Consider the following 17,206-nt stretch of genomic DNA (forward strand, 5'->3'; position numbering starts at 1 on the left):
AGGTGAAGTAGAGATGCCGTTGACCCCCGAGGACGTGCGGAACAAGCAGTTCACGACCGTCCGCCTCCGAGAAGGCTATGACGAGGACGAGGTCGATGCCTTCCTCGATGAGGTCGAAGCCGAACTGACCCGTCTTCTGCGGGAGAACGAGGACCTGCGCGCCAAGCTGGCCGCTGCCACGCGCGCCGCCGCGCAGAACCAGCAGCAGCAGGGCATGCGCAAGGGTCCGGACCAGCAGGACCAGCAGCAGCAGCAACAGCAGCGACCGGGTGCACCTGTGCCCGCCGCCATATCTGGCCCGCAGCCGGTCCCGCCGCAGCAGCAGCAGGGGATGGGTGGCCCGCCCCAACTGCCCGGTGGTGCACCGCAGCTGCCTCCTGGCCCGGGTGGTCACGGACCGCAGGGTCCGCACGGCCCCGGCCCCATGGGTCCCGGCGGTCCGCTGGGCGGTCCGATGGGTGGCCCCGGTGGTCCGCAGCAGCTGCAGCAGGCCCAGCAGCAGCAACAACAGCAGCAGGGTGGCCCCGGCGGTGACAGCGCCGCGCGCGTGCTCTCGCTGGCACAGCAGACCGCCGACCAGGCGATCGCGGAGGCGCGTTCCGAGGCCAACAAGATCGTCGGCGAGGCGCGCAGCCGCGCCGAGGGTCTGGAGCGGGATGCCCGCGCCAAGGCCGACGCGCTGGAGCGGGACGCGCAGGAGAAGCACCGCGTGGCGATGGGCTCGCTGGAGTCGGCCCGCGCCACCCTGGAGCGCAAGGTCGAGGACCTGCGCGGCTTCGAGCGCGAGTACCGCACGCGGCTGAAGTCCTACCTGGAGAGCCAGCTGCGCCAGCTGGAGAACCAGTCCGACGACTCGCTGGCCCCGCCGCGGACGCCCGCGGCCGCCTCGCTGCCGCCGTCGCCCTCGATGGCGTCGGCCGGTGCGGGCACCATGGGTGGCAACCACACCATGGGTGGCGGTCAGTCGATGGGTGGCGGCAACCACTCGATGGGCAACCCGTCCAACGGTGGTCCGTCCTACGGCGGCCAGCAGCAGATGTCGCCGGCGATGACCCAGCCGATGGCACCGGTGCGGCCTCAGGGCCCGCAGCCGATGCAGCAGGCGCCGTCGCCGATGCGTGGCTTCCTCATCGACGAGGACGACAACTGACGCCCGTGTAGGTGCACAGTCGGCAAGGGCCGGGCCCCGAGGGAATCTTCCCTCGGGGCCCGGCCCTTTTGTGCGAGTTTCTCCGGTTAGCGCGGTTCCTGCGGTTCAGGTGTTTTGGGGCGTCGATGTGTGCGGCCTTGTGAGCGACCCCTGTTGCCCACGGTCCCTGCCACGAGAGAGCCCCCCGGCGCGGGTGCGCCGGGGGGCTCGGTGCGGCGGATGCCGCCGTGGTCGCTCAGGCCTTGCGCAGCAGGAAGGTGAGGGACAGGCTCTCGTCCGTGAAGGGTGCGCCGTAGCCGTCCGTGGCCTCGCCCTCGGCGAAGTCGGTGGCGAGCACCTCGTCGGAGATCAGGCCGGCGTGGTCGGCCAGCGCGGTGCGGACCTCGGCGTCGGTGGACTGCCAGCGCAGCGCGATCCGGTCGGCGACGTCCAACCCGCTGTTCTTGCGGGCCTCCTGGATGAGCCGGATGGCGTCGCGGGCCAGGCCGGCCCGGCGCAGCTCCGGAGTGATCTCCAGGTCCAGGGCGACCGTCGCGCCGGAGTCGGAGGCCACCGACCAGCCCTCGCGCGGGGTCTCGGTGATGATGACCTCGTCGGGGGCGAGGGTCACGGTCTCGCCGTCGACCTCGACGCTCGCGGTGCCGTTGCGCAGCGCCAGCGAGAGGGTCGCGGCGTCCGCCTCGGCGACGGCCTTGGCGACCGCCTGGACGCCCTTGCCGAACCGCTTGCCCAAGGCACGGAAATTGGCCTTCGCGGTGGTGTCGACCAGCGAGCCGCCCACGTCGGAGAGCGAGGCCAGCGAGCTGACGTTGAGCTCCTCCGCGATCTGCGCGCGCAGGTCCTCGGAGAGATCCGCGAAGCCGGCGGCGGCGACCAGCGCCCGGGACAGCGGCTGGCGGGTCTTCACCCCGGACTCGGCGCGGGTCGCGCGGCCCAGCTCGACCAGACGGCGCACCAGCGCCATCCGGGCCGACAGCGCCGGGTCGATACGGTCCTGGTCGGCGACCGGCCAGTCGGTGAGGTGGACGGAGTCCGGGGCGTCCGGGACGACCGGGACGACCAGGTCCTGCCAGACCCGCTCGGTGATGAACGGGGTGAGCGGGGCCATCAGCCGGGTGACCGTCTCGATGACCTCGTGCAGGGTGCGCAGCGCGGCGGCGTCGCCCTGCCAGAAGCGGCGGCGCGAGCGGCGGACGTACCAGTTGGACAGGTCGTCCACGAAGGCGGAGAGCAGCTTGCCGGCCCGCTGGGTGTCGTAGGCCTCCATGGACTGGGTGACCTGCTCGACCAGGGTGTTCAGCTCACCGAGCAGCCAGCGGTCCAGCAGCGGGCGGTCGGCGGGGGCCGGGTCGGCGGCGGACGGCGCCCAGCCGGTGGTGCGGGCGTACAGCGCCTGGAAGGCCACGGTGTTCCAGTAGGTCAGCAGCGTCTTGCGAACGACCTCCTGGATGGTGCCGTGGCCCACCCGGCGGGCGGCCCAGGGCGAACCGCCCGCGGCCATGAACCACCGGACGGCGTCGGCGCCGTGCTGGTCCATGAGCGGGATCGGCTGGAGGATGTTGCCCAGGTGCTTGGACATCTTCCGGCCGTCCTCGGCCAGGATGTGGCCCAGGCAGACGACGTTCTCGTAGCTCGACTTCTCGAAGACGAGGGTGCCGACCGCCATCAGCGTGTAGAACCAGCCGCGGGTCTGGTCGATGGCCTCCGAGATGAACTGCGCCGGATAGCGCTTCTCGAACAGCTCCTTGTTGCGGTACGGGTAGCCCCACTGCGCGAACGGCATCGAACCGGAGTCGTACCAGGCGTCGATGACCTCCGGGACGCGGGTGGCGGTCCCCTGGCAGGTCGGGCAGGCGAAGGTGATGTCGTCGATGAACGGGCGGTGCGGGTCGAGACTCGACTGGTCGGTGCCGGTCAGCTCGGTCAGCTCGGCGAGCGAGCCGACGCAGGTGAGGTGGTCCTCCTCGCAGCGCCAGATGGGCAGCGGGGTGCCCCAGTAGCGGTTGCGGGAGAGGGCCCAGTCGATGTTGTTGTTGAGCCAGTCGCCGAACCGGCCGTGCTTGACGGAGTCCGGGTACCAGTTGGTGTTCTCGTTCTCCCGCAGGAGGGCGTCCTTGACCGCGGTGGTCCGGATGTACCAGGACGGCTGGGCGTAGTAGAGCAGCGCGGTGTGGCAGCGCCAGCAGTGCGGGTAGCTGTGCTCGTACGCCAGGTGCCGGAAGAGCAGGCCGCGCGCCTGCAGGTCGGCGACCAGGGCCTCGTCGGCCTTCTTGAAGAACTGGCCGCCGACGAGGGCGAGGTCCTCCTCGAAGGTGCCGTCCGGGCGGACCGGGTTGATCACCGGCAGGTCGTACGCCTTGCAGGTCTTGAGGTCGTCCTCACCGAAGGCGGGGGCCTGGTGGACGAGGCCGGTGCCGTCCTCCGTCGTGACGTACTCGGCGTTGACGACGATGTTGGCGCCCTCCAGCTCGACGAGGGCGAAGGGGCGGCGGTAGCCCCAGCGCTCCATCTCGCGGCCGGTGAACGACTGGCCGGTGGCCGTCCAGCCCTCGCCGAGGGCCTTCTCCAGCAGCGGCTCGGCGACGACCAGCTGCTCGGTGCCGTCGGTGGCGACGACGTAGGTGACGTCGGGGTGGGCGGCGACGGCGGTGTTGGACACCAGGGTCCAGGGCGTCGTCGTCCAGATCAGCAGCGCGGCCTCGCCGGCCAGCGGTCCGGAGGTCAGCGGGAGCCGCACGAAGACCGAGGGGTCGACGACCGTTTCGTAGCCCTGCGCCAGCTCGTGGTCCGACAGGCCGGTGCCGCAGCGGGGGCACCAGGGGGCGACGCGGTGGTCCTGGACCAGCAGGCCCTTGTTGAAGATCTCCTTCAGCGACCACCACACCGACTCGATGTAGTCCGGGTCCATGGTGCGGTACGGGTCGTCGAGGTCGGTCCAGTAGCCCATGCGGGTCGTGAGCTCGGCGAAGGCGTCGGTGTGGCGGGTCACCGACTCGCGGCACCTGGCGTTGAACTCGGCGATGCCGTACGCCTCGATGTCCTGCTTGCCGTTGAAGCCCAGCTCCTTCTCCACGGCCAGCTCGACCGGGAGGCCGTGGCAGTCCCAGCCGGCCTTGCGGCCGACGTGGTAGCCCTGCATGGTGCGGAAGCGGGGGAAGACGTCCTTGAAGACGCGCGCCTCGATGTGGTGGGCGCCGGGCATGCCGTTGGCGGTCGGGGGACCTTCGTAGAAGACCCACTCGGGCCGTCCCTCGGACTGCTGGAGGGTACGGGCGAAGACCTTCTGCTCCTGCCAGAACTCGAGCACGGCGTGCTCGAGGGCGGGGAGGTCTACCTGGGCGGGTACCTGGCGGTACTGGGGCTGCGGACTCATCGGGGCTTTCCTCCGGCGGACACCTGCTGCGTTCTCCGTCCGGAGGGACGAGAGCGTGCTCCCGCGGTACCACCCTCCTTGGCGGTGCTCACGCACCGCCCCCTCATTGGGGTAGCGCTGCCGGTTCTACTCGCCCCGGGGAACTGCGGGCATTCTTCCGGCGGCTCCGGGCTGATCTTCACGTCGCGCACGCCCCCGGGCTCACACCGTCCCCGGGTCGCTCCTGGCTGCGTACGACGCTACTCGTCCCATCGATGCCTCTCGCTGGGCCCAGTGTACGGGCCCGCGGCGACAGCGGCCGACCGGTTTTCCGCCGCCCGCGGGCACGGGCCGGCGCACCGCGCGCCGTACGTGACCCGAATGGCGATAGGCCGGGTGCCGCAGTGCGGCGGTCGGGCGGCCCCGCTGCCTGGCCCGGGCCCGGCGCGGGCTCACCAGGCGGATTAGCGGCTGGGGAGTGGGGCACAACCGGGGCAGACCGGAGTTCCGGGCGGTGCGGCCGCGCCTGCCCGGCGGTGCGTCCCGTTGCCGCAGGCCCTGCGGCGATTTATCGTTCCCGTCACGATTCGCGAACAAGATCACATATGTGAAGGGGTCGCGGCCATGGTGGCGAAGAAGACCGCCGCGGAGAAGAGCACGACGCCTGCCGGCGAGGCCGTCGCGAAGCAGCCCGAGCAGCCCGAGCAGCCCGAGCGGACCCCGGAGGCGGCGGAGAAGGCCGCGCCCGGGAAGAAGCCCGCGGCGAAGAAGGCGACCGCGAAGAAGGCGACCGCGAAGAAGACGACAGGGAAGACGGCCGCGAAGAAGACGGCCAGGAAAGCGGCGAAGAAGGCGACGAAGAAGTCCCCGGCCAAGAGGGCCGCCACGCACGCCGCCGGTACCTCGGCGGCCACGGAGACGATGGCCGCCGACGTGACGGCCGCAGAGACGACCGCGGCCAAAAAGGCCGCGGAGCCCGCGAAGAAGACGGGAGCCAAGACGGTGGTGGCGAAGAAGACCGCGGCAGTGGACGCCGGGGGACACGACCAGGACTCCGCAGTGCCCAAGGCCCGCACGGCCGCGGCGCCGGACGAACTCGCCGTACGGCCCGGCGAGGATCCCTGGACCCCGGAGGAGGTCGCGGAGGCACGGTCCGCGCTGATGAACGAGGTGGAGCGGCTGCGCAGCGAAATCACCGCGTCCGAGGACGCCATCGCCGGGCTGATGCGGGACTCCGGCGACGGGGCCGGGGACGACGAGGCGGACACCGGCAGCAAGAACATCACCCGCGAGCACGAGCTGTCGCTGGCGTCCAACGCCCGGGAGATGCTGTCGCAGACCGAGCGGGCACTGGGCCGGCTCGACGCGGGCACCTACGGGCTGTGCGAGAACTGCGGCAACGCGATCGGCAAGGCGCGGATGCAGGCGTTCCCGCGCGCGACGCTGTGCGTGGAGTGCAAGCAGAAGCAGGAGCGGCGCGGCTGACGTCGCGGGATCGGTCGCGAGGGCGGGCCGGGACCGCCCCCGCGACCGTACGGGTGTGCCGTACCCTCGTGCTCAGAGCCTGTCGTGGCCCCGGCCGGGGCTCCGCGACAGGCTCTCAGCCAGGCGTGGCCTGGCCGCGGATTCGAACGGGCTGAGGGACTCACACGTGGCAGAGGCGGAGCGCATCACCGGTACGCCGGAATCCGAGCCGGGTTCCGGAGCGGATCCCGCTGCGGGATCCGAAGAGGGACAGCCGGCGGCGGAGCCGGAGCAGGCCGGGGGCCGGGGCAAGCGGCGGATCGTCGCGCTGCTGATCGTGGCCGCCGTGGTCTATCTGCTGGACCTGGGCAGCAAGCTCCTGGTGGTGGCGAAGCTGGAGCACCACGCCCCCATCGAGGTCGTCGGGACCCTGCTGCAGTTCGAGGTGATCCGCAATCGCGGCGCCGCGTTCGGCCTGGGCGAGGCGCTGACGATCTTCCTGACGATCATCGCGGCGGCCGTGATCCTGGTGATCGCCCGGATCGCGCGCAAGCTCTACAGCCTGCCCTGGGGCATCGCCCTGGGGCTGCTGCTCGGTGGCGCCTTCGGCAACCTCACCGACCGGATCTTCCGCTCGCCCGGCGTCTTCGAGGGCGCGGTGGTCGACTTCATCGCCCCGGCGCACTTCGCGGTCTTCAACCTCGCCGACTCGGCGATCGTCTGCGGCGGCATCCTGATCGTCATCCTGTCCTTCCGCGGCCTGGACCCCGACGGCACCGTCCACAAGGACTGAGGGCGGCTTCGGCCCGCCCCGCAGGCCCTGTGGGCCCGGCCGTGGGGCCGGGGGACCGCCGCCGGGCCGGGGACCTTGGTGGGACTGCCATACTCGACGGGTGAGCACCATTCCCGAGATCCGCACCCTGCCCGTACCGGACGGCCTGGAGGGCGAGCGCGTCGACGCCGCGCTGGCCCGCATGTTCGGCTTTTCCCGTACGAAGGCGGCCGAGCTCGCCGCGGCCGGAAAGGTCCGGGTCGACGGATCCGAGGTGATGAAGTCCGAGCGGGTCCACGGCGGGGCCTGGCTGGAAGTCGAGATGCCCCGGGCCGCGCCACCGGTGGAGATCGTCGCCGAGCCCGTCGAGGGCATGGAGATCGTGCATGACGACGACGACATCGTCGTGATCGTCAAGCCCGTCGGTGTCGCCGCGCACCCCAGTCCCGGCTGGAGCGGCACCACCGTCATCGGCGGCCTCGCCGCCGCCGGCTACCGCATCTCCACCTCCGGCGCCGCCGAGCGGCAGGGCATCGTGCACCGCCTCGACGTCGGCACCTCCGGGCTGATGGTCGTCGCCAAGTCCGAGCGCGCCTACACACTGCTCAAGCAGCAGTTCCGTGAGCGCACGGTCGACAAGCGCTACCACGCCCTCGTACAGGGCCACCCCGACCCGATGAGCGGCACCATCGACGCCCCCATCGGCCGGCACCCGCAGCACGACTACAAGTGGGCGGTGACGGCGGAGGGCAAGCCGTCGGTGACGCACTACGACCTCATCGAGGCCTTCCGGGCGGCCAGCCTGCTCGACATCAAGCTGGAGACCGGACGCACCCACCAGATCCGGGTGCACATGGCCGCACACCGCCACCCCTGCGTCGGCGACCTCACCTACGGCGCCGACCCGACGCTCGGCAAGCGCCTCGGCCTCACCCGCCAGTGGCTGCACGCCATGCGGCTGGGCTTCGAGCACCCCTCCGACGGACGGTGGGTCGAGTTCGAGAGCAGCTACCCCGAGGACCTGCAGCGCGCCCTGGACACCGTGCGCGACGAGAGCGCGTGAGGCGGGGCGGCAGCGCATGAACGGGTACGCCATCGAGGTCGTCGCGGACGGCGACCTGGCGGGCTGCCACGCCGTTCGCCGCGAGGTCTTCGTCGGCGAGCAGGGCGTCCCGCTGGAGATCGAGATGGACGCCTATGACGCGTACGCCGTCCATCTGCTCGCCACCGTCCCCGACGGGCAGCCGGTCGGCACGGCCCGCTTCCTGTACGGCCCGGCCGCGCGGAAGAAGTACGAGGCCGCCGGCATCGATGACGATCTGACCGCGGTGCTCGGCCGGCTCGCCGTCGGCGCGGCCGCCCGCGGCACCGGCCTCGGCGTGGCCCTGGTGCGCGCGGTCGAGGCCGAGGCGCTGCGGCGGGGCCTGACCGAGGTCTACCTCCAGGCCCAGAGCCACGCCCTCGGGTTCTACGAGCGGCTCGGGTACACCGCCTACGGCCCGGAGTTCGACGAGGGCAGCGGTATCGCCCATCGCGCGATGCGCAGGCGGCTGCGGTCCGGCTGAGCGGGCAACGGATCGCGTCGTGGCAGGCTTGGGGCGGAAAGTGATCGAAATCGACCCCGGAGCGTAGCCACCGTGGACCAGCTGGCTCTGCTGTTCGTACTTCTTCTCGGGGCCGTGGTCATGGTTCCGGTCGGCAACCGGATGGGGATGCCCCCTCCGGTGCTGATGACCCTCGGCGGGGCCGTCCTGGCGCTGCTGCCGTTCGTGCCCAATGTCGAGGTCCCGCCCGAGTTCATCCTGCCGCTGGTGCTGCCGCCGCTGCTCTACGCCGCCGTGCAGCGCACCTCCTGGCGGCAGTTCACCGCGAACCTTCGGCCGATCTTCCTGCTCGCCGTCGCCCTGGTCTTCGCCACCACGGCCGCCGTCGCCGCGGTCGCGCAGGCCGTGGTGCCCGGATTGCCGCTGGCCGCCGCCGTGGTGCTCGGCGCACTGGTCGCGCCGCCGGACCCGGTCGCGGCGACCGCCGTCGCCGGCCGGCTCGGGCTGCCCCGCCGCATGGTGTCGATCCTGGAGGGCGAGGGGCTGTTCAACGACGTCACCGCGATCGTGCTCTACCACGTCGCGCTCGCCGCGGCGGTCAGCGGCACCTTCTCCGTGCCCGGCGCGCTCGGGTCGCTGGTGCTGTCCGCCGTGGTCGCCATAGCGGTCGGGCTGGCGATCGGCTGGATCGCCAACAAGCTGATGGGGCTGCTCGACGACCCGACGCTGCAGATCGGCCTGACCCTGCTGCTGCCGTTCGTCGCCTACGTCATGGCCGAGGAGTTCCACGGATCCGGCGTGCTGGCGGTGCTGACCACCGCGCTCTTCCTCGCCGAGTACGCGGTGGACGCCGACGACGTGATGGGCCGGCTCGCCGGATACACCTTCTGGGAGGTCGTCGACACCCTCGTCACCGGCGTCGCCTTCGGACTGATCGGGCTGGAGCTGCACAACATCTTCGGCACCGCCTCCGGGCGGTGGGGCGAGATGCTCGGCGCGGGCGCCGCAGTCGTCGCGGTGGTCATCGCCGTCCGCCTGGCGTGGCTGCTGCCCGCCGCCTGGCTGGCCAAGCGGATGCACAAGCGCCGCGACTACGACGAGGACATCCCGATGAGCTGGCGGGAGACCCTCATCATGTGGTGGTCCGGGATGCGCGGGGTGGCCTCGGTGGCGCTGGCCCTGGCCATTCCGTACTCCATCGACGGCGGCGGGGACTTCCCCGCCCGTGACGAGATCCTCTTCATCGCCTTCGCGGTGGTGCTCACCACGCTCGTCGTGCAGGGGCTGACGCTGCCCTGGCTGGTCCGCAAGCTGCGGGTGAGTGCCGACTCCGAGGTGGAGGACGCGCTGGAGCGGGAGCTGGCGATTCGGGTGATCAAGGCGTCCAAGCGGCGCCTGAAGGAGATTCTGGAGGTCGAGGAGCTGCCCGAGGAGATCAGGGACCAACTGGCGCGACGTGCCCACGACATCGGTGCCCGCATCGCGCCGGACATCGTCGACGACGAGCGGCGCGAGCACTTCGAGAAGCGCATCACCCGCATGAAGAAGGTGCAGCGCATCCAGGGCGAGATGCTCTCCGCCGCCAGGCACGAGGTGCTCTCCGCCCGCAGCGAGCCCGGCGCGGACCCGGAGGTCGTGGACCGGGTGCTGCGGCATCTGGACATGCGCAGCCTCCGCGGGACGCCGTGATGGCCGTGACAGCCGTGACCGGCGCGGTCAGCCGCCCGGTTTGCGCAGGTCAGGCTCCTCGTCCCGACGGGCCGGGGAGCGGCCGTCCGGCGCGGTCGTGGTGCTGATCCGGGGCAGCGCGTAGGCGTGCTCGGCCTGCAGCCACTCGACCATCCGCTCGCGGACCTGGCAGCGCACCGCCCAGAGGGTGTCCGCGTCCCGGGCGGTGACCAGGGCACGCACCTCGATCGTCGTCGGCGTGCTGTCGGTCACCACCAGACTCCAGGAGCGGCCGTCCCAGTCCGCGCAGTCCTGCAGGATCTCGTGGAGTCGCTGGCGCATCTTCTCCATCGGCGCGGTGTGGTCGAGGTGGAAGAAGACCGTGCCGGTCATCTGCGCGCCGCCGCGCGACCAGTTCTCGAACGGCTTGCTGGTGAAGTACGACACCGGCATGGTGATCCGGCGCTCGTCCCAGGTCCGTACGGTCAGGAACGTGAGGGTGATCTCCTCGACCGTGCCCCACTCGCCGTCCACCACGACGGTGTCGCCGATCCGCACCATGTCGCCGAAGGCGATCTGGAGACCGGCGAAGAGGTTGCCCAGGGTCGACTGGGCGGCGATACCGGCGACGATGCCCAGCAGCCCGGCCGACGCCAGCATGGACGTGCCCACCGCACGCATCTCGGGGAACGTCAGCAGCATCGAGGCCGCCGCCACCACGATCACCACGGCGGTCACCACCCGCTGGATCAACGTGACCTGGGTCCTGACCCGGCGTACCCGTGCCGCGTCCCGCGCACCCGACGCGTAGCGCGAGTAGGACGACTCGACGATCGCCGCGGAGGCCCGGACCGCAAGCCAGGCGGTGGCCGCGATCAGCACCAGGGACAGCGCCCGGCCGATTCCCGCGGTGTGCGCCTCCACCAGCTTCAGCCGCGTCTCGTCGTACGAGCCGCGCAACAGCGCCGTGCACAGCACCACTTGCAGCGGCATCCGGCAGCGCCGCAGCAGGCCCCACAGCGGGGTTTCCGGGTGCGCGTTGTCGATACGGATCAGAGCCCGGTCGGCGAGCTGGACCAGGATGAGCGTGACCACGATCGACCCGCCGATGACGGCGATCGGGCGCAGCACGTCCTCCAAGGACACAGGATCCCCTCCTCGATGTGGTGCCCGGGTGCTTCGGGCGCGTGTGATGTGCTCGTACCCGGTCCCACCGACCGTAACTGGCACGATGGGGCAGTGCGATTCAACTCCAGGGAAGTGATGTCTGTGCCGGCCTCCGCCGAGTCCTCGACCAGCGGGTCTTCGACGATTGTCCTGTTTCATTCGGTGTGCGGTCTGCGGCCGGCGGTGCATGCGGCGGCCGACCGGCTGCGCGCCGCCGGACATGAGGTGATCGTCCCCGACCTGTTCGAGGGACGGACCGCCGACTCCGTGCCGGAGGGCATCGTCATCAAGGACGACATCGGCAAGGAGGAGCTGCTCAAGCGCGCCATCACGGCCGCGGCGCCCTACTCCGAGCGCGGTCTGGTCTACGCCGGCTTCTCCTTCGGTGGCGCGGTCGCGCAGAATCTCGCGCTGGGCGACGAGAAGACCCGCGGGCTGCTCCTGCTGCACGGCACCTCCGACATCGCGGAGGGGGCCGAGGCCGACGACCTGCCGGTGCAGTTGCATGTCGCCGACCCCGACCCGTACGAGCCGCATGACTGGCTGAACGCCTGGTACCTCCAGATGCGCCGGGCCGGCGCGGACGTCGAGGTCTTCCGCTACGCCGGCGCCGGCCACCTCTTCACCGACGCCGAACTGCCGGATTACGACGCGGAGGCGGCGGAGAGCACCTGGAAGGTCGCGCTGGGCTTCCTCGCCGGGCTGTGAGCCGGGCACGGCGGCCCCGACCCGGCTCACGGGCCCGCCGGGGTCAGCCCACCGGCCGGTCCGCCCGCTCCATCCGCTGGGTGCCGGACCGCGTGCGGTAGGAACGCAGCAGTTCGCTGGTGGCGTTGGGGTCTGTTTTATCGGAGATGCCGAAATAGTCCATCTGGGTGCGCTCGGCGTCGACGTCCAGGACGCCGTAGCCGTGCGAGTCCATGTCCAGCCACTTCACATGCCGGTTGGCGGCCTTGAGGGCGGCGACCCCGACGAGCGAGACGGTGTGCGGGGCGACATGCAGGAAGTCGTCCACGTTGTCGGAGGTGACGGACGTGACCACGAACTCCGTCGCCACCGGCCGGGTGGCGGGATAGGTGGCCGCCTTGAGCGGCACCTCGTTCGCCCAGGCCATGTGGATGTCGCCGGTGAGGAAGACGGTGTTGTCGATGCCGCGGTCACTGAGGTGGCCGAGCAGCTCGCGGCGGTCGTCGGTGTAGCCGTCCCACTGGTCGGTGTTGATGGCCAGGCCCTCCTTGGGCAGGCCGAGGATCTCGGCGAGCGGGCCGAGCAGATGCGCCGGCAGCGCCCCGAACGCCACCTGCGAGATCATCACCGAGGTGCCGACCAGCCGCCAGGCGGTGTCGGAGCGCTCCAACCCGGCCTTCAGCCAGTCCAGTTGGGCCCGGCCGGTAAGCGTGCGGCCGGGGTCGTCGACCGCGCCGCTGCCCGGCGCGGCCTGCTCGTCGCGGAACGACCGCAGGTCCAGCAGGTGCAGATCGGCGAGGGTGCCGAAGCGCAGCCTGCGATAGGTGGTGCCCGCGATGGACGGGCGGACCGGCATCCACTCGAAGTAGGCCCGCTTCGCCGCCGCCATCCGCGCGGACCAGGCTCCCTCGGAGTCCGGCGTGTGGTTCACCGCGCCGCCCGACCAGGCGTTGTCGGCGAACTCGTGGTCGTCCCAGATGGCGATGACCGGGTGCGAGGCGTGCATGGCCAGCGCGTCCGGGTCGGTCTTGTGCACGCCGTGCCGGGTGCGGTAGTCGGCGAGTGTGAGCAGCTCATGGGCAGGGGAGTGCGGGCGCACGACGTACGCGAAGTCCGGGTACTCGCCGGACTTGTACTCGTAGAGGTAGTCGCCGAGGTGCAGCACCGCGTCCAGGTCGCTGCGGGCCGCCAGGTGACGGTACGGCGAGAAGTAGCCGGACTCCCAGTTGGCGCAGGAGACCACACCGAAGCGGACGTTGCCGGCCGCCACGTCGTGTGCGGGGGCGGTGCGGGTGCGGCCGACGGGGGAGTGCTCGCCGTCCACGGTGAAGCGGTAGTAGTAGGCGGTGGCGGGCCGCAGGCCGCGGACGTCAGCCTTGACGGTGTGGTCGGCGGAGACCGAGGCGGTCACGCTGCCGCGGGCGACGACGGACCCGAACTCCCGGTCCGTCGCCACCTGCCACCCCACCTCGGTGGCGGGCCCGCGGCCGGAGCCCGGGGTGGCCTCGGGTATCGGTGTGACGCGGGTCCACAGTAGGACCCCGTCCGGGAGCGGGTCGCCCGAGGCGACCCCGTGCTGGAAGAACCGGGCCTGTTCCGGGGCCTCTTGGGCACGGGCGGAGGTGGCACCGGCGAACGGCAGCAGGGCGGCGGTGGCGGCTACGGCCGTGACGGCAGTGCGGCGCGAGATCTGGTCATGATCGGTCACGGCCCATCACCTTACTGGCCGGTAGGTGGGGCCGGGAGGGCGCTGACCACTCTTCCTGAGAATTCGCCCGCCCGTTCCCCCTACGGCGTTCGGAGCACGCCGTGAAGGCGTTCCCTACGGGGCCTTCTCCCCTTCGCGGATGCCGTTGCCGGCGCCGCCGGTCCTGCCGTCGTCCGCGCCCTTGCCCTTGCCGGCGCCGGCTCCCTTCGCCGGGCCGAACTCCTGGTCGATCATCTTCTTGAAGTTGGCCAGGGCGAGCTGGTTGTACTGCGCCTGGGTCATCTGCTGCTGGGGGATCTCGGCCATGACGAGCTTCTTGTCGCCGTGGAAGAAGTTCGGCGTGCCCTTGACGCCCTTGCGGCCGAACAGAGCCGTCATCTCCATGGTCCAGCGGTCGTAGGTGCCCTTCTTGACCGCCGTCGCGAAGGACTTGTTGCCCTTGAGCTCGGGAACGTCGCCGGCGACCTTGAGCAGTTCGGCGTCCTTGGCGTAGACGTCCTCCCGCTCGTCGGGGTGGTACTTGGTGGAGTACAGCGCCGCCTTGAACTTCAAGAACGCCTCGGGGCTGACGTCCAACGCGGCGCCGAGCGCACTGAGCGCGTTCTTCGACCCCTCGCCGCTCGCCATGCCGTCGATGAACGAGTACATCGTGAAGCGGACCTTGTACCGGCCGTCCTCGACGTCCTTGAGCAGCGCCTCGCCGGAACTCTGCTCGAACGCCGCGCATGCCGGGCAGCGGATGTCCTCGAAGACCTCCAGGGTCTCCTTGGCGTTCTTGTCGCCTATCAGGATCTCGGTGCCGTTCTCGCCCTGCGTGTGGGCGGGCTTGGTGAGCTTGGCCTCCTTGGCGGCCTCCCACCCGGTGGGCTCGTTGGCCTTCATGACGGCGTAGCCGACGCCGCCCGCCAGGGCGAGGACGCCGACCACCGCGCCGGCGACGACGAGTTGGCGGCGCAGCTTCTCCCGCTTCTTCTGGCGCTCGCGCTCGGCGCGGATCCGTTCGCGGGCTGCCGACTTGTTGGCCTGGCTGTTGCGGTTGCTCATGGGTGTGTCCCGGTCCCCTCGGTGCTGCGGCTGGCTCGATGACTGTGCGACGTGTCCCGGACGGCGGGCGGCGGGAGTGCCGCCGCTGCCGTCAGGCCGTGGCGTGGGGCGGGCCGCGCCGCAGTACGCAGTGGCCGAGCAGGGGGAGCGGACGGGCAGGAAGACCCGGGTGCGGCGGCCGTATGCGGTGGCGGAGCGGCGTGAGCGCGGCGTCGGCGACCGCGGCGGCGGCCAGCAGGGGCCCGAAGGCGACGGCCGCCAGTGCGCGCAGCAGGTCGTCCAGCGCGGCGTCCCCTCGGTGCAGCCAGGCGGCCGCCAGCAGGCCGACGGCCAGATGGGCGGCGAGCAGCAGCCACGGAGTCGCCCCGGGGGTGACCGGTGGCAGCGGGCCGTGCGGGTGGGCCGCCACCCGGGCCAGTGGTGTGCCCCATTCGCCGCCCCGGCACAGCAGGTCGACGCCGACGGAGCGCAGCGGCCCGGTGAGCGGGCCACCGGCCGCGCCGTAGCAGGTGTGCTGTCCGGCGGTGAAGACGGTGTCGGCGGCCAGCTCCATTGGCACCAGGAGCGCGGCGATCGGGCCGTAGCCGCGTGGCCGGCCGGCCGCTGCGTACGCCGCGGCGAAGATCCCGGCGCAGAGCGCGGCGACCGTCACCGGGGGCAACGGCTCCCGGGAGAGCAGGACATGGGAGGCCGCGGAGAGGGTGACGCACAGGGCGGTGAAGAGTGCCGCCCGCACCGCCCTCAATTGCCCGTCCAGGCCGGCCGCCGGTCGGGCGTCCGGGTCAACTCCCGTCCCCTGCATGCCGGGAGTCTGCCATGGGCACGGCAGCGGGCCGGGTCAAGATTTGGCATCGGCCGGCGCGCGGATCGCGCGCCGGCCGTGGGTGCCGGTGTGGGTGCCGTGCCCGTGCGCACCCGAAGGCGGCACGGGCCGGACGTCATCCGGTCAGGACTTGAGGCCCTTGTCGACCATGGAGTTGAAGGCATCCACGGTGGACGGGGCGACCTTGCCCTGCCCGCTGTCCGTGCCCAGCACGGTGTTGTTGAGCTTGATGGTCGGCGTGCTGGTGACGTCCTTGACCGAGTTGAAGGCGTCGGACATCTCCAGCGCCCACCGGTCGTAGGTGCCGGCCTTCACGGCCTTCTGGAAGGCGGCGTTGCCCTTGAGCGCGGGCACCGTGTCGGCGACCTTGATCAAGTAGCTGTCGTCGGCGAACTTGTCCGGCCCGGTCTCCTCGGGGTGGAACTCCTTGGAGAACAGGGCCTCCTTGTACTTCAGGAAGGCATCCGGCCCGACGTTCAGGGCGGCACCCATCGCGCTGAGCGCGTTCTTGGAGCCGGTGCCCTTGAGGTTGCCGTCGAGGAACGTACCGAGGTGGAAGGACGCCTTGTACTTGCCGTCCTTGATGTCCTTCTGGACCGTCGCGCCGACGTTCTGCTCGAAGTTGGCGCAGCCGGGGCAGCGGGCGTCCTCGAAGAGTTCCAGGGTGTTCTTGGCGTCCGGCTTGCCGATGACGACGGTGGTGCCCTCGGCGCCGGTGGTGTTCGCGGGCTTGACGAGCTTGGCCTTCTCGGCCTTCGTCCAGGCGTCGCCGCCGGCGCCGCTGTCGTCGCCGCCCAGATTGGCGACCGCCACGCCGATACCGCCGGCGACCGCCAGCACCGCGACGATCGCACCGCCGACGATCAGCTGCCGGCGGACCCGCTCCTGCTTCTTCTGGCGCTCGCGCTCGGCGCGCAGCCGCTCGCGGGCTGCTTGCTTGTTGGCCTGGCTGTTGCGGTTGCTCATGACTGTTCCTGCTCCGTGGTGTCCGTGGGGAGGGGCGTGCTGTCGGGAGGCGTACGCGCGTCACGGGCGCTTACGCGGGCCGTGGGCCGGAGCCTCAGGCCGCGAGCGCGCAGGGCGGTCCACGGCGCACGACGCAGTGCACGAGCAGGGGGAGGTCGTGGGCCGGCGGCCCCGGCCGAACGGGGGCGGGGGCCGGGCGGCCCGGCTCCGCAACCCCGGCGGTCACCGCTACGGCGATCAGCAGCGGCCGGAAGGCGAAGCCCGCGACCGCGCTCAGCGTCTGCGTCAGCGCGGCCTCGCCGCGGCGCAGCCAGCCGGCGGCCAGCAGGCCGACGAGCAGATGTGCCCCGAGGAGCAGCAGCCAGGTCGAGGCGGAGGAGGTGTGCTCCCCCGACAGACGCACCAGGGGCGCGCCGACCTCGCCACCGCCGCAGAGCAGATCCACGCCCAGGGACCGCAGCGGGCCGGTGACCGGACCGCCGCCCTGGCCGTAGCAGGTGTGCTGGCCGATGCTGAAGACCGTGTCGGCGGCCAGCTCCAGGGGGAGCAGCAGCGCCGCGATCCGCCAGTAGCCGCGCTCCCGGCCCGCCAGGGCGTAGGCGAGGGCGAAGACGGCGGCCGTGAGGACGGCGACGGTGGTCAGCGGCAGCGGCATGCGGGACAACAGCACATGGGACGCCGAGGACAGCGTCACGCACAGCGCAGTGAAGAGCGCCGCGCGCAGTGCCCGCAGGTGTGCCGCCGAGATGTCCATTCCTGCGAGTGTGCCACGGCCCGGGATAAGCACCGCCTAAGGGGGGATGAACGGCACGTAGCCACACATACCTCCCGCACGGAAGGTACGTGTGGCGTCACCCGGGG

At 71.5% G+C, this 17,206-nt stretch carries 14 protein-coding genes; 7 read left to right on the forward strand and 7 right to left on the reverse strand.

The window, feature by feature from the left end:
• The first annotated feature begins 13 nt into the window (after positions 1-13).
• Positions 14-1,150, forward strand: coding sequence for a DivIVA domain-containing protein (locus ACH4FH_RS14535; protein ID WP_398556154.1), 1,137 nt, complete (start codon positions 14-16; stop codon positions 1,148-1,150).
• Between the two features lie 235 nt (positions 1,151-1,385).
• Here ACH4FH_RS14535 and ileS read toward each other — a convergent pair whose 3' ends face one another.
• Positions 1,386-4,523: an isoleucine--tRNA ligase gene (ileS, locus tag ACH4FH_RS14540; protein WP_398556155.1), complete on the reverse strand. Its 3,138-nt coding sequence runs from the start codon at positions 4,521-4,523 to the stop codon at positions 1,386-1,388.
• A 603-nt stretch (positions 4,524-5,126) separates the two neighbouring features.
• On the opposite strand from ileS, the gene ACH4FH_RS14545 reads away from it, so the two are divergent.
• From ACH4FH_RS14545 to ACH4FH_RS14565, 5 genes are all read left to right on the forward strand, one after another.
• Positions 5,127-5,987, forward strand: a complete 861-nt coding sequence (locus ACH4FH_RS14545) for a TraR/DksA family transcriptional regulator (protein WP_398556156.1) — start codon at positions 5,127-5,129, stop codon at positions 5,985-5,987.
• Positions 5,988-6,153: 166 nt separating this feature from the next.
• On the forward strand, positions 6,154-6,759 hold the full coding sequence (gene lspA / locus ACH4FH_RS14550; protein ID WP_398556157.1) for a signal peptidase II: 606 nt from the start codon (positions 6,154-6,156) through the stop codon (positions 6,757-6,759).
• Between the two features lie 100 nt (positions 6,760-6,859).
• On the forward strand, positions 6,860-7,801 hold the full coding sequence (locus tag ACH4FH_RS14555; RefSeq protein ID WP_398556158.1) for an RluA family pseudouridine synthase: 942 nt from the start codon (positions 6,860-6,862) through the stop codon (positions 7,799-7,801).
• Positions 7,802-7,817: 16 nt separating this feature from the next.
• A complete protein-coding gene (locus ACH4FH_RS14560) occupies positions 7,818-8,303 on the forward strand; it encodes a GNAT family N-acetyltransferase (RefSeq protein WP_398556159.1) in 486 nt (161 codons plus the stop codon).
• A gap of 72 nt (positions 8,304-8,375) precedes the next feature.
• Complete coding sequence (locus ACH4FH_RS14565) at positions 8,376-9,971, forward strand: Na+/H+ antiporter (protein WP_398556160.1); 1,596 nt, start codon at positions 8,376-8,378, stop codon at positions 9,969-9,971.
• Positions 9,972-9,998: 27 nt separating this feature from the next.
• Here the strand turns inward: ACH4FH_RS14565 and ACH4FH_RS14570 are convergent, their stop codons facing one another.
• Entirely contained in the window at positions 9,999-11,090 is a 1,092-nt protein-coding gene (locus tag ACH4FH_RS14570; RefSeq protein WP_398556404.1) for a mechanosensitive ion channel family protein, read from the reverse strand.
• A 123-nt stretch (positions 11,091-11,213) separates the two neighbouring features.
• Between ACH4FH_RS14570 and ACH4FH_RS14575 the strand changes: the two genes are divergently transcribed.
• Entirely contained in the window at positions 11,214-11,825 is a 612-nt protein-coding gene (locus ACH4FH_RS14575; protein WP_398556161.1) for a dienelactone hydrolase family protein, read from the forward strand.
• Positions 11,826-11,868: 43 nt separating this feature from the next.
• Here the strand turns inward: ACH4FH_RS14575 and ACH4FH_RS14580 are convergent, their stop codons facing one another.
• From ACH4FH_RS14580 to ACH4FH_RS14600, 5 genes are all read right to left on the reverse strand, one after another.
• Positions 11,869-13,512 carry an alkaline phosphatase D family protein gene (locus ACH4FH_RS14580; protein WP_398556162.1) on the reverse strand — a complete coding sequence of 548 codons (1,644 nt, stop codon included), beginning with the start codon at positions 13,510-13,512 and terminating at the stop codon, positions 11,869-11,871.
• Positions 13,513-13,626: 114 nt separating this feature from the next.
• Positions 13,627-14,556, reverse strand: coding sequence for a thioredoxin domain-containing protein (locus ACH4FH_RS14585; RefSeq protein ID WP_398556163.1), 930 nt, complete (start codon positions 14,554-14,556; stop codon positions 13,627-13,629).
• A gap of 91 nt (positions 14,557-14,647) precedes the next feature.
• Complete coding sequence (locus ACH4FH_RS14590; protein ID WP_398556164.1) at positions 14,648-15,358, reverse strand: hypothetical protein; 711 nt, start codon at positions 15,356-15,358, stop codon at positions 14,648-14,650.
• Positions 15,359-15,502: 144 nt separating this feature from the next.
• Positions 15,503-16,345: a thioredoxin domain-containing protein gene (locus ACH4FH_RS14595; RefSeq protein ID WP_398556165.1), complete on the reverse strand. Its 843-nt coding sequence runs from the start codon at positions 16,343-16,345 to the stop codon at positions 15,503-15,505.
• Positions 16,346-16,439: 94 nt separating this feature from the next.
• Positions 16,440-17,099 (reverse strand): hypothetical protein, encoded by a 660-nt coding sequence (locus tag ACH4FH_RS14600; protein ID WP_398556166.1) that lies wholly within the window; start codon positions 17,097-17,099, stop codon positions 16,440-16,442.
• Positions 17,100-17,206: the final 107 nt, after the last annotated feature.

It is taken from the genome of Streptomyces sp. NPDC017993, from assembly GCF_044328065.1.
Classification (GTDB): Bacteria; Actinomycetota; Actinomycetes; order Streptomycetales; family Streptomycetaceae; genus Streptomyces.

What these genes read in the sequence shown, in the direction of transcription:
- ACH4FH_RS14535 (WP_398556154.1), top strand. Translation starts at nt 14, where the DNA reads ATGCCGTTGACCCCCGAGGACGTGCGGAACAAGCAGTTCACGACCGTC.
- ileS (WP_398556155.1), bottom strand. Translation starts at nt 4,523, where the DNA reads ATGAGTCCGCAGCCCCAGTACCGCCAGGTACCCGCCCAGGTAGACCTC.
- ACH4FH_RS14545 (WP_398556156.1), top strand. Translation starts at nt 5,127, where the DNA reads ATGGTGGCGAAGAAGACCGCCGCGGAGAAGAGCACGACGCCTGCCGGC.
- ACH4FH_RS14560 (WP_398556159.1), top strand. Translation starts at nt 7,818, where the DNA reads ATGAACGGGTACGCCATCGAGGTCGTCGCGGACGGCGACCTGGCGGGC.
- ACH4FH_RS14575 (WP_398556161.1), top strand. Translation starts at nt 11,214, where the DNA reads ATGTCTGTGCCGGCCTCCGCCGAGTCCTCGACCAGCGGGTCTTCGACG.
- ACH4FH_RS14585 (WP_398556163.1), bottom strand. Translation starts at nt 14,556, where the DNA reads ATGAGCAACCGCAACAGCCAGGCCAACAAGTCGGCAGCCCGCGAACGG.
- ACH4FH_RS14590 (WP_398556164.1), bottom strand. Translation starts at nt 15,358, where the DNA reads ATGCAGGGGACGGGAGTTGACCCGGACGCCCGACCGGCGGCCGGCCTG.
- ACH4FH_RS14595 (WP_398556165.1), bottom strand. Translation starts at nt 16,345, where the DNA reads ATGAGCAACCGCAACAGCCAGGCCAACAAGCAAGCAGCCCGCGAGCGG.
- ACH4FH_RS14600 (WP_398556166.1), bottom strand. Translation starts at nt 17,099, where the DNA reads ATGGACATCTCGGCGGCACACCTGCGGGCACTGCGCGCGGCGCTCTTC.